The organism is Saccharopolyspora spinosa NRRL 18395, assembly GCF_000194155.1.
In the GTDB taxonomy this organism is placed as follows: Bacteria; Actinomycetota; Actinomycetes; order Mycobacteriales; family Pseudonocardiaceae; genus Saccharopolyspora; species Saccharopolyspora spinosa.
Map to the genome: position 1 here is coordinate 539285 of NZ_GL877878.1, position 17703 is coordinate 556987.

The 17703-nt window shown below is 70.9% G+C and carries 17 protein-coding genes and 1 pseudogene; 9 read left to right on the top strand and 9 right to left on the bottom strand.

The features are described from left to right. Positions 1-85: 85 nt before the first annotated feature. The 3 genes from SSPN_RS0102680 to SSPN_RS0102690 all read right to left on the bottom strand — a co-directional run bounded on the left by SSPN_RS0102680 (position 86) and on the right by SSPN_RS0102690 (position 1869). The gene (locus SSPN_RS0102680) at positions 86-655 is read right to left on the bottom strand and encodes a phospholipase (protein WP_010306437.1); all 570 of its coding nucleotides are present in this window, start codon (positions 653-655) and stop codon (positions 86-88) included. A 120-nt stretch (positions 656-775) separates the two neighbouring features. Then, positions 776-1309 (bottom strand): amino-acid N-acetyltransferase, encoded by a 534-nt coding sequence (locus SSPN_RS0102685; protein ID WP_237710424.1) that lies wholly within the window; start codon positions 1307-1309, stop codon positions 776-778. A 53-nt stretch (positions 1310-1362) separates the two neighbouring features. Then, positions 1363-1869, bottom strand: a complete 507-nt coding sequence (locus SSPN_RS0102690; RefSeq protein WP_029534903.1) for an amino-acid N-acetyltransferase — start codon at positions 1867-1869, stop codon at positions 1363-1365. 128 nt (positions 1870-1997) lie between these two features. Here SSPN_RS0102690 and rimO point away from each other — a divergent pair, with 128 nt between their 5' ends. The 7 genes from rimO to SSPN_RS0102725 all read left to right on the top strand — a co-directional run bounded on the left by rimO (position 1998) and on the right by SSPN_RS0102725 (position 8796). Then, the gene (gene rimO / locus SSPN_RS0102695; protein WP_010306445.1) at positions 1998-3434 is read left to right on the top strand and encodes a 30S ribosomal protein S12 methylthiotransferase RimO; all 1437 of its coding nucleotides are present in this window, start codon (positions 1998-2000) and stop codon (positions 3432-3434) included. Further along, positions 3431-4054, top strand: a complete 624-nt coding sequence (gene pgsA, locus SSPN_RS0102700; protein ID WP_010306448.1) for a CDP-diacylglycerol--glycerol-3-phosphate 3-phosphatidyltransferase — start codon at positions 3431-3433, stop codon at positions 4052-4054. Before rimO ends, pgsA begins: the two co-directional genes overlap by 4 nt. Then, positions 4051-4542, top strand: a complete 492-nt coding sequence (locus SSPN_RS0102705) for a CinA family protein (RefSeq protein WP_010306450.1) — start codon at positions 4051-4053, stop codon at positions 4540-4542. Before pgsA ends, SSPN_RS0102705 begins: the two co-directional genes overlap by 4 nt. A 182-nt stretch (positions 4543-4724) precedes the next feature. Then, positions 4725-5198: a helix-turn-helix domain-containing protein gene (locus SSPN_RS0102710; RefSeq protein ID WP_010306452.1), complete on the top strand. Its 474-nt coding sequence runs from the start codon at positions 4725-4727 to the stop codon at positions 5196-5198. A gap of 469 nt (positions 5199-5667) precedes the next feature. Further along, positions 5668-6504, top strand: coding sequence for a PspA/IM30 family protein (locus SSPN_RS0102715; protein WP_010306454.1), 837 nt, complete (start codon positions 5668-5670; stop codon positions 6502-6504). A gap of 11 nt (positions 6505-6515) precedes the next feature. Further along, on the top strand, positions 6516-7361 hold the full coding sequence (gene pspM / locus SSPN_RS42170; RefSeq protein ID WP_010306457.1) for a phage shock envelope stress response protein PspM: 846 nt from the start codon (positions 6516-6518) through the stop codon (positions 7359-7361). A gap of 157 nt (positions 7362-7518) precedes the next feature. Beyond that, positions 7519-8796 carry a uracil-xanthine permease family protein gene (locus tag SSPN_RS0102725; RefSeq protein WP_010306460.1) on the top strand — a complete coding sequence of 426 codons (1278 nt, stop codon included), beginning with the start codon at positions 7519-7521 and terminating at the stop codon, positions 8794-8796. Between the two features lie 11 nt (positions 8797-8807). Here the strand turns inward: SSPN_RS0102725 and SSPN_RS0102730 are convergent, their stop codons facing one another. From SSPN_RS0102730 to SSPN_RS0102740, 3 genes are read right to left on the bottom strand one after another with little or no spacing between them, the layout of a single operon-like run. Next, positions 8808-9587: a DNA-formamidopyrimidine glycosylase family protein gene (locus SSPN_RS0102730; protein WP_029534904.1), complete on the bottom strand. Its 780-nt coding sequence runs from the start codon at positions 9585-9587 to the stop codon at positions 8808-8810. A 7-nt stretch (positions 9588-9594) separates the two neighbouring features. Next, on the bottom strand, positions 9595-10233 hold the full coding sequence (locus tag SSPN_RS0102735; protein WP_010306465.1) for a LysE family translocator: 639 nt from the start codon (positions 10231-10233) through the stop codon (positions 9595-9597). Further along, entirely contained in the window at positions 10230-11066 is an 837-nt protein-coding gene (locus SSPN_RS0102740; RefSeq protein WP_083821577.1) for a ParA family protein, read from the bottom strand. Before SSPN_RS0102740 ends, SSPN_RS0102735 begins: the two co-directional genes overlap by 4 nt. A gap of 200 nt (positions 11067-11266) precedes the next feature. Between SSPN_RS0102740 and SSPN_RS42175 the strand changes: the two are divergent. Both SSPN_RS42175 and SSPN_RS0102750 read left to right on the top strand, forming a co-directional pair. Further along, positions 11267-11973: pseudogene (locus SSPN_RS42175) on the top strand (class I SAM-dependent methyltransferase). Between the two features lie 294 nt (positions 11974-12267). Further along, on the top strand, positions 12268-12684 hold the full coding sequence (locus SSPN_RS0102750) for a DUF3040 domain-containing protein (RefSeq protein WP_010306470.1): 417 nt from the start codon (positions 12268-12270) through the stop codon (positions 12682-12684). Between the two features lie 159 nt (positions 12685-12843). Here the strand turns inward: SSPN_RS0102750 and SSPN_RS0102755 are convergent, their stop codons facing one another. Genes SSPN_RS0102755 through SSPN_RS0102765 form a run of 3 tightly spaced genes read right to left on the bottom strand, consistent with a single transcriptional unit; the run spans position 12844 to position 17359 of the window. Further along, positions 12844-15093, bottom strand: coding sequence for a transglutaminase TgpA family protein (locus SSPN_RS0102755; protein ID WP_010306472.1), 2250 nt, complete (start codon positions 15091-15093; stop codon positions 12844-12846). After that, positions 15090-16343: a DUF58 domain-containing protein gene (locus tag SSPN_RS0102760; RefSeq protein ID WP_010306474.1), complete on the bottom strand. Its 1254-nt coding sequence runs from the start codon at positions 16341-16343 to the stop codon at positions 15090-15092. The genes SSPN_RS0102755 and SSPN_RS0102760 overlap by 4 nt, the downstream gene beginning before the upstream one ends. Positions 16344-16345: 2 nt before the next feature. Further along, a complete protein-coding gene (locus SSPN_RS0102765) occupies positions 16346-17359 on the bottom strand; it encodes an AAA family ATPase (protein WP_010306476.1) in 1014 nt (337 codons plus the stop codon). Positions 17360-17703: the final 344 nt, after the last annotated feature.

A 17703-nucleotide genomic window follows, 5' to 3' on the forward strand; every position in this document is an offset into this window, starting at 1 on the left:
AACCCGTAGCGGCGAGAAACCCGGCCGACGACGAAGGGCGCGCCCGCTTGGACGCGCCCGTTGCAGACCGTGATCGGCCCGGTGCTCAGCCGGTCGGGCCGAGCCGCACGAGCAGGCCTTCGGAGTTGACCGCGTGGAACTCCAGCAGCAATCCGTTGCCGGAGACCAGCGGCTTGACCTGCGCCTGGTCTACGGCGTCGGCGGTGGAGACGCTCGTCCCGCCGAACTCCCGCACCGCGTAGTAGTAGATGTTCGCGGTGCCCTTGCAGACCGCGTCGGTGCCGCAGACCGAGTACATGTCGGCCTTGAAGTTGTCGTCGATCTTCTTGCGGTTGTCCCCGCTGAACCGGTCCTGCTTCTTGTAGTTGCGGTAACCGAAGTCGTGCCGTTCGCAGCTGGTGCGGAACTTGTAGCCCAGCGGTTTGTCCGGCGACATCGAGCAGCCGTCGGTGGACCAGTCGAGCTGGTCCGCGTATGGGTGCTCGGCGCGGGTTGCGGTGAACGTGTCGAGGGAGATCTCGAAGAGGTAATCGTCGGTCACCTTCCGCAGCTGGGTCTGGCTGAGGTCGGCGTGCGCGGTCCCGGCGGTGAGCAACAGGGCGGCGGCCGCGGCGGCACCGGCGATGAAGCCGCGGCGAGCAGGGAAACGTTCCACGGGCTGGTCTCCTCGAAGCCGAAGGATCATTCTCCTGTGTTATAGCCGGTGCATGTGATGCCTGCGGGGCGGCTGAGCATCCGGCACGAGACTGTGGCGGCGGATTCGACCGGACGGGTGCTAACCGTTCAGGTCGAGGAGCATCCGGGTGTTGCCGAGGGTGTTGGGCTTGATGTTGGCCAGGTCGAGGAACTCGGCTACGCCGGCGTCGACCGAGCGGCGCATCTCCTCGAAGACCTCCGGGCTGACCGGGGCGCCGTTGACGGTGCGGAAGCCGTGGCGGCCGAAGAAGTCGGTCTCGAAGGTCAGCACGAACACCCGGGACAGGCCCAGCTCACGGGCCAGGTCGACCAGTTGGTGCACCAGGTGGTGGCCGATTCCCCGGCCCTTCGCTACGGGGTCCACGGCGACGGTGCGGATCTCGGCGAGGTCTTCCCAGAGCACGTGCAGCGCGCCGCAGCCGACCACGCGGCCGAGCTGGCCGGGTTCGGTCAGCTCGGCGACCCAGAACTCCTGGATGTCCTCGTAGAGCGTGACGAGTTCCTTGGCCAGCAGCACCTCTCCGGCATAGGTGTCGACCAGGGATTTGATCGTCCGCACGTCGGCGATCCGAGCCCGCCGAATCATTATCGCCGAGGACGCATAGTCATTCATGAAAGCATCGTAGCGCCGCGATCGGGCCGCGGCATTCGCATTCGCGATGCGCGTCACGCACCAAGTCGCAACAGCATGCGCGTGTTGCCGAGGGTGTTCGGCTTGACGTGTGCCAGGTCCAGGAACTGGGCGACGCCTTCGTCCGGCGAGCGGCGGATCTCCTCGTAGACGTCGGGCGGCACCGGGGTGTCGGCGATCGGGAGGAAGCCGTGGCGGCCGAAGAACCCGGTCTCGAAGGTCAGCACGAAGATCCGCGACAGCCCCAGCTCGCCGGCGGTGGCGATCAGGCGCGCCACGAGCGCGTGCCCGATGCCGCAGCCCTTGGCGATCGGGTTGACCGCGACGGTGCGGATCTCGGCGAGGTCTTCCCAGAGGACGTGCAGCGCGCCGCAGCCGACGATCCGGCCTGCCTGCTCGGCGACCCAGAACTCCTGGATGTCCTCGTAGAGCGTGACGAGTTCCTTGCCCAGCACCACTTTTCCCGCGTAGTGGTCGATCAGTGCCTTGATCGCGCGGGCGTCGCGCACGCTGGCCGGTCGCACCTCGGCGGGAGCTCTCATGTTAGGCAAGCCTAACCATTGATCGGCTTAGTTGGTCGCCGCCTGGCCGTAATCTTGGCCACGGCGGGGGTTTTTCGGCCGGTGGGCTCGTGCGCGGGGCGTGGCGACGGGGACGTTACGCTCGTCGCATGTCAACCGAGCAAAATCACCGCCGAGTCGCCCTGGTCACGCTCGGTTGCGCCCGCAACGAGGTCGATTCCGAAGAGCTCGCCGGCAACCTGCACGGCCGCGGCTGGGACCTCGTGGAGGCCGACCAGGCCGACGTCGTGGTGGTCAACACCTGCGGCTTCGTCGAATCCGCGAAGAAGGACTCCGTCGACACGCTGCTCGCCGCCGCCGACACCGACGCGAAGGTCGTAGCGGTGGGCTGCATGGCCGAGCGCTACGGCGCCGAGCTCGCCGAACACCTGCCGGAGGCCGACGCGGTGCTCGGCTTCGACCACTACGCCAACCTCGCCGACCGGCTCGACGACGTCCTCGCCGGGCAGGCCATCCAGCCGCACCAGCCGCAGGACCGGCGCAAGATGCTGCCGATCAGCCCGGTCGCCCGCCCCGCCGCGGCCGCCGAGGTCGCGGTGCCCGGGCACGGCTGGATCCCGGCTGCCCGCTCGGTGGCGCGCCGCCGGCTCGACGACTCGCCGGTCGCCGCGCTGAAGCTGGCCTCCGGCTGCGACCGGCGCTGCTCCTTCTGCGCCATCCCGTCGTTCCGCGGCTCCTTCCTGTCCCGGCCGCCGGAAGAGGTGCTGGGCGAGGCCGTCTGGCTGGCCGAGCACGGGGCCAAGGAGCTGTTCCTGGTCAGCGAGAACTCGACTTCTTACGGCAAGGACCTCTCCGACGCGCGGGCGCTGGAAGTGCTGCTGCCGAAGCTGGCCGCCGTCGAGGGCATCGACCGGGTGCGGGTGTCCTACCTGCAGCCCGCCGAGACCCGGCCCGGCCTGGTGCGGGCCATCGCCACAACCCCGGGCGTCGCGCCGTACTTCGACCTGTCGTTCCAGCACTCCAGCGAGTCGGTGCTGCGCCGGATGCGCCGCTTCGGCTCCACCGAGTCGTTCCTGGCGCTCATCGAGCAGATCCGTGAGCTCGCCCCCGAGGCGGGCATCCGCAGCAACGTCATCGTCGGTTTCCCCGGCGAGACCGAGGACGACTTCGCCGAACTGCAGGACTTCCTCACCCGCGCCCGGCTGGACGCCATCGGCGTGTTCGGCTACTCCGACGAGGACGGCACCGAGGCAGCCGGGTTCGACGACAAGATCGACCCGGACGTCGTCGACGAGCGCGTCGAGCAACTCTCGGACCTGGTGGACGAGCTGATCTCGCAGCGCGCCGAGGACCGCATCGGCACCGAGGTGCGGGTGCTCGTGGAGCGCGTCAGCGACGAGGAGTGCGCCGGTCGTGCCGACCACCAGGGACCGGAGGTGGACGGGGAATGCCTCGTCGCTGATCCTGGGGAGGTCAGCGTGGGCGATGTGCTGCACTGCCGGGTGGTGGAAAGCGAAGGCGTGGACCTCGTGGTGCGCCCGATCGACAGCACGCCCGCACAGAAACGGTCCGGGGAGCAGCCATGACGGCCGATGGCGCGACATCCGATTCCGCAGCGGTGAACCCGACCGAGCCGCCGCCCGTGCCGCTGGTCAACATCGCCAACATCCTGACCGTCTCCCGGCTGGCGCTGGTACCGGTCTTCCTCGTCGCGCTGTTCTGGGACGGCGGGCACGACACGCTGTGGCGGTGGATCGCCACCGGGGTGTTCGCCATCGCTTCGATCACCGACCGCATCGACGGCGACCTGGCCCGCAAGCGCGGCCTGGTCACCGACTTCGGCAAGGTCGCGGACCCCATCGCGGACAAGGCGCTGACCGGCGCCGCGCTGGTCGGGTTGAGCCTGCTCGGCGACCTGGACTGGTGGATCACCTGGGTGATCATCGGCCGCGAGGTGGCCGTCACGCTGCTTCGGTTCTGGGTGATCCGGCACGGCGTGATCCCGGCCAGCCACGGCGGCAAAGTCAAGACGCTGCTGCAGGCCCTCGCCATCGGCCTCTACCTGCTGCCGCTCGGCAGCTGGACCGACATTCCGCGCTGGATCGTGATGGGCGCGGCGCTGGTCGCCACCGTCGGGACCGGACTCGACTACGTCGTGCGCGCGGTGCGGCTGCGCGCCGCCGGCCGGGCCAAGGTCGGCGCGTGATCCTCGATCAGATCGGGCTGCCGTTGTCGCAGGTGGCGGCCCTGCTCGCCGCGTTGCGGCGGCGCGGTGAGACGGTCGCGACCGCGGAGTCGCTGACCGCTGGGCTGGTATCCGCGGTGCTGACCGAGGTGCCGGGCGCCAGCGACGTGGTCCGGGGCGGGCTGGTCGTCTACGCGACCGATCTGAAGGCGGAGCTGGCAGGGGTCGACCGCGATCTCCTCGCCGCACACGGTGCGGTGCACCCGCGGGTTGCGGAGATGCTCGCGGACGGCGCTCGGCAGCGCTGCGGGGCGGACTGGGGCATCGGGCTAACCGGGGTCGCCGGGCCCGACCCGCAGGACGGCGTACCACCGGGCACCGTGCACCTCGGATTCGCGGGGCCGGGCGGCGCGACGGTGCATTCGGTGCGCCTCGACGGCGACCGGTACGCCGTGCGGGCTGCGGCCGTTCGAGTGTCGCTGGAACACTTCGCGGGCCTCTTGCGTTGATGCGGCAGGATGCTGTGCGCTGGCACAAGAGCACGCGCGGTCGGGCCCTGCCGACCGATCACGGAACGTTCGCCCTTGGCGGACTTGTCGGCGATCGTTCTCGTTCGGGCCCTCGGATGAGTAACGTAGGTGGCGTTCACGCGTGGTGCACGCGGTAGGCGACGAAGGAAGGGAGGCGCGCGATGACCGTATTGTTGCGGGAGGCGGTCGGTGAACGGCTGCGCCGCGCCCGGACCGCACAGTCTCGGACGTTGCGGGACGTTTCGCGCGCTGCCCGGGTGAGCCTCGGATATCTCTCCGAGGTGGAACGGGGCCGCAAGGAGGCGTCCAGCGAGCTGCTCGCCTCGATCTGCGCCGCCCTGGACCTGCCGCTGCCGGAACTCCTGGTGACCGTGGCCGGGGACCTCGACGAGACGCTGCTGGTGCCGTCGGTCGTCGACCAGGCCGCGTCGGCGGAGATCGACGGTGGCCGCCTGGTGCCCAGCCTGATCGGTACCGAGCTCTCCGACGCGGAACTGGCCCAGCAGCAGATGGCCGGTGCCGAAGCCGGTGCGGACGCCGAGCCGCGCGCTTGCGCGGAGCGGCTGCAGACGATGCTCAGCCAGCGGATCGGCGCGCCGGTGCGCAAGCCCGGAGGCGTCGTGGTGGCCGCGTAGAAACTGTTCATCGACTGGCTCCGCGTGGCGGTGCGGATAGCGGAACCTAAAATTCTCGCTGTGGGATCCCCGACATCATGAATGCCATTCACCTAGTCGGGGGTGTCCTCGCGAGATGGCTCGGCGTGTGGGGTGTCCTCGCAGGACACTGTTGAGAACCCGCGGCGGCGGTGCGAGTTGCGCGCGTGGGCTAAGCGGCTTCGCCGCTTGAAAGACAAAGACGTAGCGGGAGTGAGTGCCAGGGCGGGCCGTTGTCCGCTTTGGCACTCGCGTCCGTTTCGGGGGCCGGTGGTCGGCGGACTGCGGGGTTCTGGTTCGATCTTGGGTCGTAGCTCCGGGTAATTCCCGGGGATCTACCGTGTTTGGTGGAAGCCGACACGACTACCTGACACGATGGAACCAGCGGGCACGCCCGGTGTGGATGTGTCGGCATGGGGCAGCCAAGCATAGGAGAAGGCAGGCGGAGGAGATGGCCAATCCGTTCGTGAAGGCCTGGAAGTACCTGATGGCGTCGTTCTCGTCGAAGGTCGACGAGCACGCCGATCCGAAGGTGCAGATCCAGCAGGCCATCGAGGAAGCGCAGCGGCAGCACCAGAGCCTCTCCCAGCAGGCTGCTTCCGTGATCGGCAACCAGCGGCAGCTGGAGATGAAGCTCAACCGCCAGCTCGGCGAGGTCGAGAAGCTGCAGGCTTCGGCGAAGCAGGCGCTGGTGATGGCGGACCAGGCGCGCGCCAACGGCGACGAGGCCACCGCTCAGAAGTACGAGGAGACCGCCACCCAGCTGGCCAGCCAGCTGGTCACCGCCGAGCAGGGTGTCGAGGATCTCAAGACCCTGCACGACCAGTCGCTGGGTGCCGCCGAGCAGGCGAAGCAGGCGGTGGAGCGCAACGCGCAGATCCTGCAGCAGAAGATCGCCGAGCGCACCAAGCTGCTCAGCCAGCTGGAGCAGGCGAAGATGCAGGAGCAGGTCTCCGCGTCGATGCGGCAGATGACCGAGGTCGCCGCGCCGGGCAACACGCCGTCGCTGGAAGAGGTCCGGGACAAGATCGAGCGCCGCTACACCACCGCGCTGGGCGAGGCGGAACTGGCGCAGAACAGCGTCCAGGGCCGGATGCTCGAGGTGCAGCAGGCGTCCATCGACGCCGCCGGTGCCAACCGGCTCGCGCAACTGCGCGCCTCGATGGGCGGTGGGCAGCAGCAGGTGACCGGCGGTCAGCAGCAGCAGATCGCGGGCGGTTCGGCCACTTCCGCTGAGCCGGCGACCAACCCACAGCAGCAGCAGAACCCGCAAGCCGGCCAAGCCTGAGCGAGCGAGGAGTGAAGTCCCGCAAGCAGGAGCTGGCGCAGTTGGGCGAGGCCGCGCTTGAGCAGTTGCGCGGCCCACTCCTCTCCGAGGTGCGGCGCAAGTTCGCCACCTGGCGCGATCCGCGGGCTCGGCTGCTCCGGCAGCGCAAGCGAGCCAAGCGGACCGCCGCGGGCAGCACGGTCTCGACCGGGGTGTTCGGCGCTGGGGCGTTCGTCTCGGCGTCCACCCCGACGTTCTGGGGCATGTGGGGCGACCTGGGGTGGTTGTTCCAGGACGTGGCGACCTTCGGCCTCGGCGGGGTCGCCGTCGCCAGCGGCGTGGGCGCGCTCAGCGCGGGACTGAAGTACCGGCGGCTCATGAAGACGCCGCTGCCCGAGCCGCTGCCGGAGCCCGCAGCGCTGCCCCCGCAGGGGTCGGTGGCGCGGGAGCCGATGCAGCGGCTGCGCGATGCGGAGCAGAGCCTGCACCGCGCGTTGGCGCAGCTGATCTCGGTGGGCGCGGGCAGCGCCGCAGCCGACGCGCGGAGCACCGCGGACAGCGCGGCAGCGGAGCTGCGGCGGGTCGCGGAGCGGCTGGTCGCCGTGGAGGCGGCGATCCCGCACGCGCCAGCGGCGCAGAAGTCCGCGTTGCGGGCTGATGTGCAGCGGCTGCGCGAGGAGCTGGACGAGGGCCTCGACGGGTACGGCGCGCTGGTCGCCGCCGCAGGCCGGGCGGTCGCCGCCAGCGGTGCGTCGGAGCAGAAGTACCTGATGCAGGACGCGACGGACCGGTTGGCCGGGCTCGCGGCCGGGTTGCGGGAGATGTTCGGGCCCGGCGGGCCGGGATCCGATCCGCGGCGCGGATCCGGTCCGGCCTGAGGCGACACGCCGCGCCGATATCACTGCTGGTAGTCAACGTATCGTCGGACCTACCGGTGAGTTGGCTTGATTGTGTGATGCGAAATAGTAATCTTCCTCCAATCATCACATGCCGTGGCAGGGCCTCGCCCGACCGGGCGGCTCGGGGGAGGACGATGTGGCGTTGTGGACCGTGCACGGCAACGGTCGACGCCTGGTGCGTGATGCCGTCGTGGCATCCGAGGAACGGCTGAGCTGGCCGCTTACCACCGGCTTCGGTTTGCAGCACCTCCTGGCGATGTTCGGCACCACGACGCTGGTGCCGCTGCTCACCGGCTTCCCCCTGACGACCACGCTGCTGCTGTCCGGTGTTGGCACGCTGCTGTTCCTGCTACTCACCCGCAACCGGGTGCCCAGCTACCTGGGCGCGTCGGTCGCTTTCGTGGTGCCGCTGGGCGCGGCCGCGGACCAGGCCGGTGCGAGTCCGGCCGCGCTGCTCGGCGGGATCATGTCGGTCGGCCTGGTGGTGATGGCCGTCGGCGTCGCGGTCAAGGCGCTGGGCGTGCGACTGTTGGAGTCCGCGATGCCGCCGGTGGTCACCGGGGCGATCGTGCTGATGATCGGCTTGAGCCTCGCGCCGCAGTCGGTGTCCTCCTTCGGGCAGCAGCCGGTGCCCGCGGCGTTGACGCTGGGCACGGTCGTGCTGCTCACGGTCATCAGCCGGGGCATGGCCGGGCGGGCAGCGGTGCTGATCGGCGTACTGGTCGGGTGGATCTACGCCGCGCTGGCCGGCGACCTGGTCCAGGAGCGGCTCGACGAGCTGGCCGCCGCGCCCTGGTTCGGGTTTCCCCAGCTGATCGCCCCGCAGGTGCACATCTCGGTGATGCCGTTCGTGCTGCCGCTGGTGGTGGTGCTGGTCGCGGAGCACGTCGGGCACCTCAAGGCGGTCGCCGCGATGAGTGGCCGGAACCTCGACCCGCACGTCGGGGACGCGTTGATCGGCGGCGGGTTGGCCACCGCGTTGGCCGGTTGGGTGGGTGGGTCCGCGCTTAGCAGCAACGCGGCGAACATCGGGGTCATGGCGGCGACGAGGGTGTATTCGACGGCGGCGTGCATGGTGGCCGCGCTGGCCGCGATCGTGCTGTCCTTCTCGCCGAAGCTCGGCGCCTTGATCAACACGGTCCCGCTCGGGGTGCTCGGCGGCGCGACGCTGGTGCTGTTCGGGCTGATCGCGCTGGTCGGGGCGCGGATCTGGCTGGACGCCGGGGTGGACTTGGCGGATCCGGTGAACCTGATGGTGCTGGGCACCGCGGTGATCGCCGGGGTCGGCGACCTGACCTTGTGGTTGGGCGAGCTCCGGGTCACGGGCATGGTGTGGGGCTCGGTCGGCATCGTGCTGGTCTACCCGATCCTGCGAAGCCTCGCCGACGCCCGCAGCGCCGCCGCCGAGCACTGACAGGCCTGCGGTCAGGGTTGGCAGTTGGGGCAGTGGTATGCGACTCGGGCTTCGACGCCGTCGCCCTGGGCGCCGCGGCGGACGGGGCCTCCACAGCGCAGGCAGGTGCGGCGGCCGTAGACCCAGTGCTGGGTGCCGCGCCGCAGGCTCTTGGTGGTGGACTGCTCGGGATGCCAGGCGTTGCGCAGCAGCAGTTCCCGGCACAGCCGCACCGCCTGGGCCGCGTCGACCTCCGCGACCGGCGTCCACGGCGACCGGCCGAGCAGGAAGCACACTTCCGTCTTGTAGAGGTTGCCGACCCCGGCCATGACGGTCTGGTCCAGCAACGCGAGGCCGAGTTCCCGGTCCGGGTCGGCGGTCAGCCGCCGGACCGCCTCGGCCGCGTGTTCGTCGCCCCACTCCGGAGCGAGCAGGTCCGGCCCCAGGTGGCCGACTAGCCGGGATTCCGCCGAGGTCGGCAGCCAGCGCAGGTCGTGCAGGTTGAACCCGACCGCGACCCGTTCGGCCGTGCCCAGCACCGCCCTGACCTGGTGCGCCGGTCGCCGCCACCGGGCGCCGGGCGAGTAGAGGTGCCAGGCGCCGTCCATGCGCAGGTGGCTGTGGAGGGTTTGGCCGTCGTCGAAACGGATCAGCAGATGCTTGCCCGCCGGCCGCACCTCGCGCACCCCGCGTCCGGCGAGGTCCAAGGTGGACAGCCGCGGGTGCCGCAGTTCGCCGCGGGTCAGGACCTGCCCGGCCAGCGCCTCGTGCAACCGGTGGCAGGTGAGGAATACCGTGTCGCCTTCGGGCAGGACCGGCTCACCGCCCCTCGACCGCCAGCTTCAGCCCCAGGCCGATCAGCACCGTCGCGGTGACCCGGTCCAGCCAGGCGCGCACCCGCTGCTTCTGGAACAGCGTGCGGGCCCGGCTGGCGACCCACACCAGCGCGGTTCCCCACAGCAGGCCGATGGAGACGTGCGTGGCGACCAGCAGCGGGCCCCAGGCGAACGCCGCCGGCCCGGCAGGCAGGAACTGCGGCAGCAAGCTGATGTAGAACACGCCCACCTTGGGGTTGAGCAGGTTCGTGGTCATCCCGGCCCGCAGCGCCGTCCAACCGGTCAGCCGGACCGGTTCGGCAGGGACGTCTTCGGGCTGTTGAACCTTGTTGCGGGGCAAGGACTTCCAGATCGCCGAGCCGCCCAGCCACAGCAGGTAGGCCGCGCCCCCCACCCGCACGATGTCGTAGGCGATCTGGGAGGCGGTGAGCAGCGCGGTCAGCCCCGCGACGCTCGCGGTGCCCCAGATCACGCAGCCGAGGTTGATGCCGAGGAACGTCGTGACCCCGGCGCGGCGCCCGCCGAGCAGCGAATGCCGCAGGATCAGCATCGTGTCCAGCCCCGGCGTCATGATGCCGATCAGCGCCACGACTAGGAACGCGGAGTACGACGTCGTGCTCACTCGGTCTCCTCCAGGAATTCGTCGTCGTCCGGCTCGAAGCGGCGCTGCCGACCGGCTCGCAGGGTGCGGGCGAGCACCAGGTTGAACGCTAGCGCGACCTCCCGCGCGCCCGGCGTGCCCCACTGGTGGATCGGCATGCACGCGCCTTGTGCTTGCTGCACGGCCAACCGATCGGGCAGCGCGACCGGCAGCACCAGCGGACCGAAGATGTCCCGCAGCTCGTCGATGCGGAACTGGTGCTCGTGGGAGCGCGGCCGGACCCGGTTGACGATGACGCCCAGCGGCTGCAGATCGGGGTTGTTCGACTGGCGCTCGGCCTGCACGGCCTCGAACGCCCGCTGCACGCCGGAGACCGCGAAGATCGTCGGCTCGGTGACCAGCAGCGCGCGGTCGGCGGCGATCAGCGCGGATCGGGTCAGCCGCCCCAGGGACGGCGGGCAGTCCAGCAGCACCAGCTGGTACGGCAGCTCGCCCTCGGCGATCAGACCGTCCAGTTCGGACAGCGCGTCGGTGAGGTGGGACAGGTGATCGCCGTCGGAGTGCTGGCCGTTGAGGCTTTCGGCGTCCTCGGAGCCCACCAGGACGTCGACCTCTTCGCCCCACGAGCTGCCGGACACCGCCGCCCGCAGAACCTCCGGGCGCGGATCGGCCAGCACGTCGCTGAGGCCCTTGGTGGTCTTGTCCGGCTCCAGGCATGCGGTCGCGTTGCACTGCGGATCGAGGTCGACGACCAGCGTCCGAACCCCTCGGCGCATGGCGGCCGAGGCAAGTCCGAGCACCACGGTCGTCTTGCCCACGCCACCCTTGAGACTCAGCACTGCCACCGTCTGCACGGTCGTAGCCTACGGAACCGGCGGCCGCCCCAGAACTTCTACCTGAAACTTGATCCGCTTGGCGGCGCGGGTGGCGGCCCCCTGCAGGAGCCGCTGTCGCCGTCTCGCTCCGTTCGAAGGCGGAACCCCGCAGCGCCACGGCCTCCCGGGTTCCGCACGCCGGTGAAACCCGCCCACGACCCCGCATTACGCTGCTCACCATGAGATCCGACGCCGTCCACCAGGTGCTGGAAACCGAACTCGACGACGCTCGGCGTCGCCGCGGCGGGCGCCCGCCGCGGGTGCTCGACGTCGGTGGCGGCAGCGGCGTGTGGGCCGTGCCGCTGGCATCGGCGGGATGCTCGGTGACGGTGGTCGATCCGAGCCCGAACGCGCTGGCGATGCTCCAGCGCCGGGCCGTCGACGCAGGGGTGGCCGACCAGATCACCCCATTGCAGGGCGACACCGACGCGCTGGCCGTGCTCAGCCCGGAAGGCGGCGCCGATCTCGTGCTCGCGCACGGCCTCCTGGAGGTCGTCGACGACGTCCAGGCCGCGGTTGCGGCGCTGGCGGCCGCAACCGCACCGGGCGGCGCCGTTTCGGTGCTGGTCGCCAACCGGTACGCGGCGGTCCTCGGGTGGGCGCTTGCCGGGCGGGTCGCCGAGGCGCTGCAACTGATCCAGGACGCGGACGGCCGGCTCGACGCGGCCTCGGACACCTTGCAGCGGCGGGGGGGGCAGGAGCCGGGCTCTCGGTGGAATTGGTGCAGGGGCAGGCGGTGCTCAGCGACCTGGTGCCCGGATCGGTGCTGGACAACAACCCCAGGGCGGCCGACGCGATGGCCGAGCTGGAGCGAGTGGCAGCGCTGCGTTCCCCGCTGCGCGACATCGCAACCCGACTGCACGCAATCGCCCGCAGGCCCGCCTGACAACTGCTTCCAAGCTGGCCGCGCCGCCTCGAAAACGAGGAGCGAAAACGGCGAGGCGGGCCTTCGGAGCCGCCCTTTCCGCTGGGTGGATGCCTGAACGTGAAACGGTTACTGCCCCGAGGGGATGATGTCGGCAACCTCGCACAGTTCCGGTGCTGGGACCGGGTAGTCGTCCAGTCTCGGGAACCGTATCCTCGTGGGTGACGCCCCCAAGCGTTCGCCGGTCCCCAGCCTGTGTGGGCAACCTCACCGGGTCTCCGGCGCCACTGAGAAACCTGTGCCGGAGGAGGAGTCATGCCACTCTCCGAGCACGAGCAGCGACAGCTCGAACAAATCGAGCGCGCGCTCTATGCCGAGGACCCCAAGTTTGCCTCCACCGTGCGCGGAGGACGACTGCATCGACCATCCAGACGCCGGCGGCTGCAGGGCATAGCCGTCTTCGTCCTGGGGTTGGCCCTGCTGGTAATCGGCGCGGTGATCCCGGCCCTCAGGCCGGCCGACATCCCCGTGTTGAGCGTGGTCGGCTTCCTCGTGATGTTCGGCGGAGCAGTGATCGTCCTGTCCGCGTTGCGCGGTGGCGGGGACGACATCGAATCGGGGCTGGAACACGGCGGTGGTGACCGGCCGAAGAGGGGCGCGAACCGCAGTGCTGGACGCAGTTCCTTCGCCCAGCGAATGGAGGAGCGCTTCCGCAAGCGCTTCGATCAATAACGGCTGATGACCTGATGATCGCCGTCGGCTGCCAACGAGCAGACCGGCGGCGATCATCGCTGTGCGCCGGCGTCTGTCCCCAGGCTCGTTTCGCGTGGCGGTGCGGGTAGCGGAACGTCGCGCCGCAAAGCACACCGATCTTCGCGGAATGCCTTGGCATTACCGGTTGGCGTGGCGGAACTGCAGCACCGAGCGTGGGAACAGGCGCGAGCGCCAGTCCAGCGGCGCTGCGCGGCGCAGGCTGTCCAGCACACCATGCAGCGTCTCCAGGAGCGTCGCGTCCGGCTCCTGCCCCGCTGGCGCGTACCACTCCCGCTCCACTGCCACCACCAGCGCCCGCATCGCCTTGGCCCCGGATTCGTCCAGACCGTGATCGTCGATGAAGCCCGTCGCGACGCGTCGCGCGGTGTGGGTTGCCGCCGGTCGGGTACCCCGGTCCTGGAACTCGTCCAGCACCTCTCGCCACGCGATCCCCGCAGCACCTTCCGCGCCTTCGGCGACCGCCCGCAGTCGCCGCCGCCTGCGCACCTCACGCGCCAGCGCGGGCGTCACCAGCAGCGCCAAGCCGAGCACGAGGACGCCGATCGTGATCGGCCACGGGTTCGTGCCCTCCGCTTCGCGCGGCGTGCGCGCCGCGCCGACATCGGCGCCGTCCGGATGCGCCGACCCGGGCTGCGAACCCGCGGTGGGCGGCGTGCTCGGCACCGGCTGCCCCGGCACCTGTGCTTGCGGCTGCGACGGGTTCAGCTCGCTGTTGAGGAACTCCGGCAGCGCGGTGCGGCCGTCGCTCAGCGGCGTCGGGTCGAAGGTCTGCCAGCCCCAGCCCGGGAAGTACGCCTCGACCCAGGCGTGCGCGTCCTCGGTGGTGATCACCCGCTCGTCGCCGTCGCGGTAGCCGGGGGTGAAGCCGATCGCCACCCGGGACGGGATGCCCACGGCGCGCAGCAGGACCGCCATCGACGAGGCGTACTGTTCGCAGAACCCACGCTTGCCGCGGAACAGGAAGTCCGACAGGGCGTCGCTGCCGGTCGCCGGGGCGGTCTTCAGGTCGTAGCGGAAACCGTTCGACGGATTGGTGAAGTACCGGTTGAGCGCGACGGCCTTGTCGAAAGCGGTGGGCGCGTTCGCGGTCAACCGCCTGGCCAAGTCGGCCACCTGGGGCGGGATTCCCGCGGTGTCCAGGTAGGGCGGGGCGATCGGCATCGGGCCCTGGGCCTCGCGCAGCTGGTCCGGAGTGGGCCGCTGGACGAGGAACTGCTCGACGTAGGGGTGGCTTTCCTGGTTGGTCTGGGTGAACACGATCCCCGCGGCCGGGTCGTAACGCCAGTTTCTGCCCATCCCGGAGACGAACAGCGGGATGCCGAACACCGGCAGCCACGGATCGCGGTAGCCGATTGGCTGGATCTCGACCCGCTCGCTGTCGCCGCGCATGATGCCGGTGCCCTCCGGCAGCGCGAGCTTGGCGTTGGCGTCGACGCCCTGCGTGAGGCCCTCCAACTCCCAGCCGCGTTCCGGGTCGAACTTCCGCAGCGTCATCGCCCGCAGGTAGGTGCCCTCCCGCAGACCGCGAACCCGGAACAGCTCGACGACGCGGTCCCGGTTGAGCTGGCCGCGCAGCGACGTGAACGGTTGCAGCCCGATCCCGTCGGTGCCGCCGAACTCCTCCGGCACCGCCCCGGGCAGCCGGCCTTCGGTCCCGACCCCGGTGAACACCACGCCGGTGAGCAGCGCGATCACCCCGGCGGTGCCGGCGACCGTGCCCGTGGTGCGGCCGAACAGGGTCTGCGCGACCTGGCTGCGGTCTTCGTGCCGGCGCCACCTGCGATGCTGCCCGCCCGAGGCCAGCAGCACGGCGTAGCCCAGCGCCCCGGCGACGAAGGACCACCACGGCAGCATGTCGTCGGCCAGCGACGCGGGGATGGCGAACACGCACAGCAGTAGCAGCCCGGCCACCGCCGGGCTGCGGTATGTCACCACGATGAGGTCCGCGACCAGCGCGACCAGGCCTAGCCCGAGGCACACCACGGCCTGCAAGGCCGGTTCGGCGGGCACCGGCGGAACGCCGGTGCGCACCAGTTCGGAGGCGTCGCCGAGCAGCTTGCCGAGATCCGCGATCGCCGCCGGGCCCGGCAGCAACCCGAGGATCGCGTGCTCGGCGAACTGCGCGGTCAGGACCAGCAGCAGGCCGACCAGCTGGATCATCACGGTGGCCGCGACCGGCCTGCGGAACCGCCGGCCCAACGCCCCGATCGCGGCGACGGCCACCACGGTGACCATCGCCGGGAAGACCCACCGGCCGTCGGCCAGCACGCCCCCGAACGCCGTCGACGCGCACAGCACGGACAGCGCACCGGCCGCGGTAGCCACCAACGACATGTCGATGGCGGCGGTCTTCCGGTTCGCGGTCACGTCACGACCTCAGATTCGGGTGCCGTGGTCCCCCGGCAGAGCCGCTGCCAGACCTCGGCGATCGAGGCCCGGGGGCCGCCCGCGATGACCACGGTCCAGCCGGCCGCGCGCAACCGCCGGGCGGTCTGCCGCGGGTCGAAACCGCCGCCGTTCTCCCCGTTCCAGGCCCCGACGTCGAGCAGCAACGCGAGGCTCCGAGTCTCTTGTGGACGGAGCTTGGTCAGCTCGGTGACCGCCGCGGTGGTCGTTTCGCCGAGGACCGCGATGAGCTCGTGGCCGTAGCCCGGATCGCGGGTGGCCACCAGGTCGCGCTGCGGCGAGCTGCGGACCGTGGCCAGCGAGTCGAGCACCGCATCGTCGTCGTGCCCGCCGTCGGACGGCCCGGCGCCGCCCGCCAGCACCTGCCCGTCCTCGGTGACCAGCCGGACCTGCTGGCCGCTCTGGTGCAGGTGCAGGCAGATGCTGGCCACCGCGGAGATCGCCCACTCGACGCTGCTCCCCGCGCCGCTGCCCCGGTGCGCGGCCGACCGCCGGTCCAGGAGCACCGTGACGCCGCCGTGCCAGGGGCGTTCCTCGACGCGCACCATCAACTCGTCGCGGCGCGCGGTGGACTTCCAGTGCACGCGCCGGATGTCGTCGCCGTGCCGGTACTGCCGCACCATCGCGTCGTCCTCGCCGTGCCCGGAGCGCAGGCGGGTAGTGCCGTCGTCGCCGGTGCCCAGCCCGGAACCGGCGGGCAGTCCGGTGAGCGGGAAGACCTTCGGCACGGCCACCAGGCGGCTGCGGTCGGCGAGGTCCCGCTCGAACTCGGAGAGCCCGAACGGATCGCCGATCCGGGTGCGCAGCGGCCCGATGTGGTGAATGCCACGCAGCGTCGGCGTCACCGCGTACTTCAGTAGCGTGCCGCCGTGCCGGGGCACCGCGTCCAGCCGGAACCGCGGCCGCCCGCCGAGCGCGTGCGGGGTGTTGTCCTCCAGCACCAAACCGTCTACCGGGAGCCGTCCGTTGCCGGTGACGTGCAGCTCAACGGTGGCCTTTGAGCCGACTGGGATCCGCGGCGGCACCACTTTCCGGCGGGCGGCGATGCCGAACCGGATGCGGCTGGACAGCAGCAGCGCCAGCAGCGGTAGCGCGATTACGAACGCTGACACGCGCAGCAGATCCCGTTCGTCCAGCACGAGAGCGCAGATGCCGGCGGCCGCGCCCGCTGCCAACAGGCAGCGCCCGCGGATGGTCAGCCCGGAGAGCACGACTACCTGCGTTCGCGGTCGCTGTCGCCGCGCGGCACCGGGATCCGGTTGAGCAGCTGCCACACCAGGTCGGACGCCGAGCGGCGCGCGGCGCGCGCCTCGCTGGTCAGCACCAGCCGGTGGGCCAGCACCGGGACGGCGATCGCCCGGACGTCGTCCGGGACGACGAACTCGCGTCCGGCCAGCGCGGCCTGCGCCCGGGCGGCGCGGACCAACTGCAGGGTCGACCGGGGCGAAGCGCCCAGCCGCAGCTCGGGCAGCTGGCGCGTCGCGGTGACCAGGTCGATCACGTAGCGCCGGAGATCGATGGACAGGTGCACCCGGCGCACGGCCCGCAACAGGGCCTGCACCTCGCCGCTGTCGGCGACAGGGCGCAGGTCGCGCAGCGGATCGTGCCCGGCGTGCTCGTCCACCATCGCCAGCTCCGCCTTGGCATCCGGGTAGCCGATGGACACGCGGGTGGTGAAGCGGTCCCGCTGCGCCTCGGGCAGCGCGTAGGTGCCCTCCATCTCGATGGGGTTCTGGGTGGCGATGACCATGAACGGGGCGCTGAGCGGGTAGGTCTCGCCGTCGACGGTGACCTGGTGCTCCTCCATGCACTCCAGCAGCGCCGACTGGGTTTTCGGCGAGGCCCGGTTGATCTCGTCGCCGACGACGATGTTGGCGAACACCGGGCCGGGCCGGAACTCGAAAGACTCGGTCTGCCGGTTGTAGATGGACACGCCGGTGATGTCGCTGGGCAGCAGGTCCGGGGTGAACTGGATCCGGCTGACCGTGCAGTCGATGGACCGGGCCAGCGCCTTGGCCAGCGAGGTCTTGCCGACGCCCGGCACGTCCTCGACCAGCAGGTGGCCCTCGGCGAGCATGGTGACCAGCGCGACCCGCACCACCTCGGGCTTGCCGACCAGCACCTGCTCGACGTTGGCGGCGATGCGCTGGATGGTGCTGTGCAGTTGGTCGATGCTCGGCGTCGCGGCGTCGGCCGCGGCGTCGGACAGCTGGGTTTTCGGCGTCACGCCACCTCCTGAGCGTTGCGGCGCGCGATCACCTGGTGCGGCGGGGTCGGCTCGCCGGGGCGGTCGCGCATGCAAACCTCCAAAGTCTGCGGCCGGTGGGCGGCTCTGGTGGTCCGCGCCGGCGTCCTCCGGCGAAGCGGCAACGATCGCCTGATCGAGTCCGGCGTGCACGTGCAGTGTGCCAAACCAGCGATGCCCGGTGGGACACCCACATCGAACCAGGGCCGAACGCGGCGGACGGCCTCCCCACTTCGCCCCACCGCGGCGGCCGCCGGGGACCGGGTCGGGCGGGTCACGAGCATAACCGCGCACCCCGACGGGTTGATCAAGGTTGGGCCTGCCGT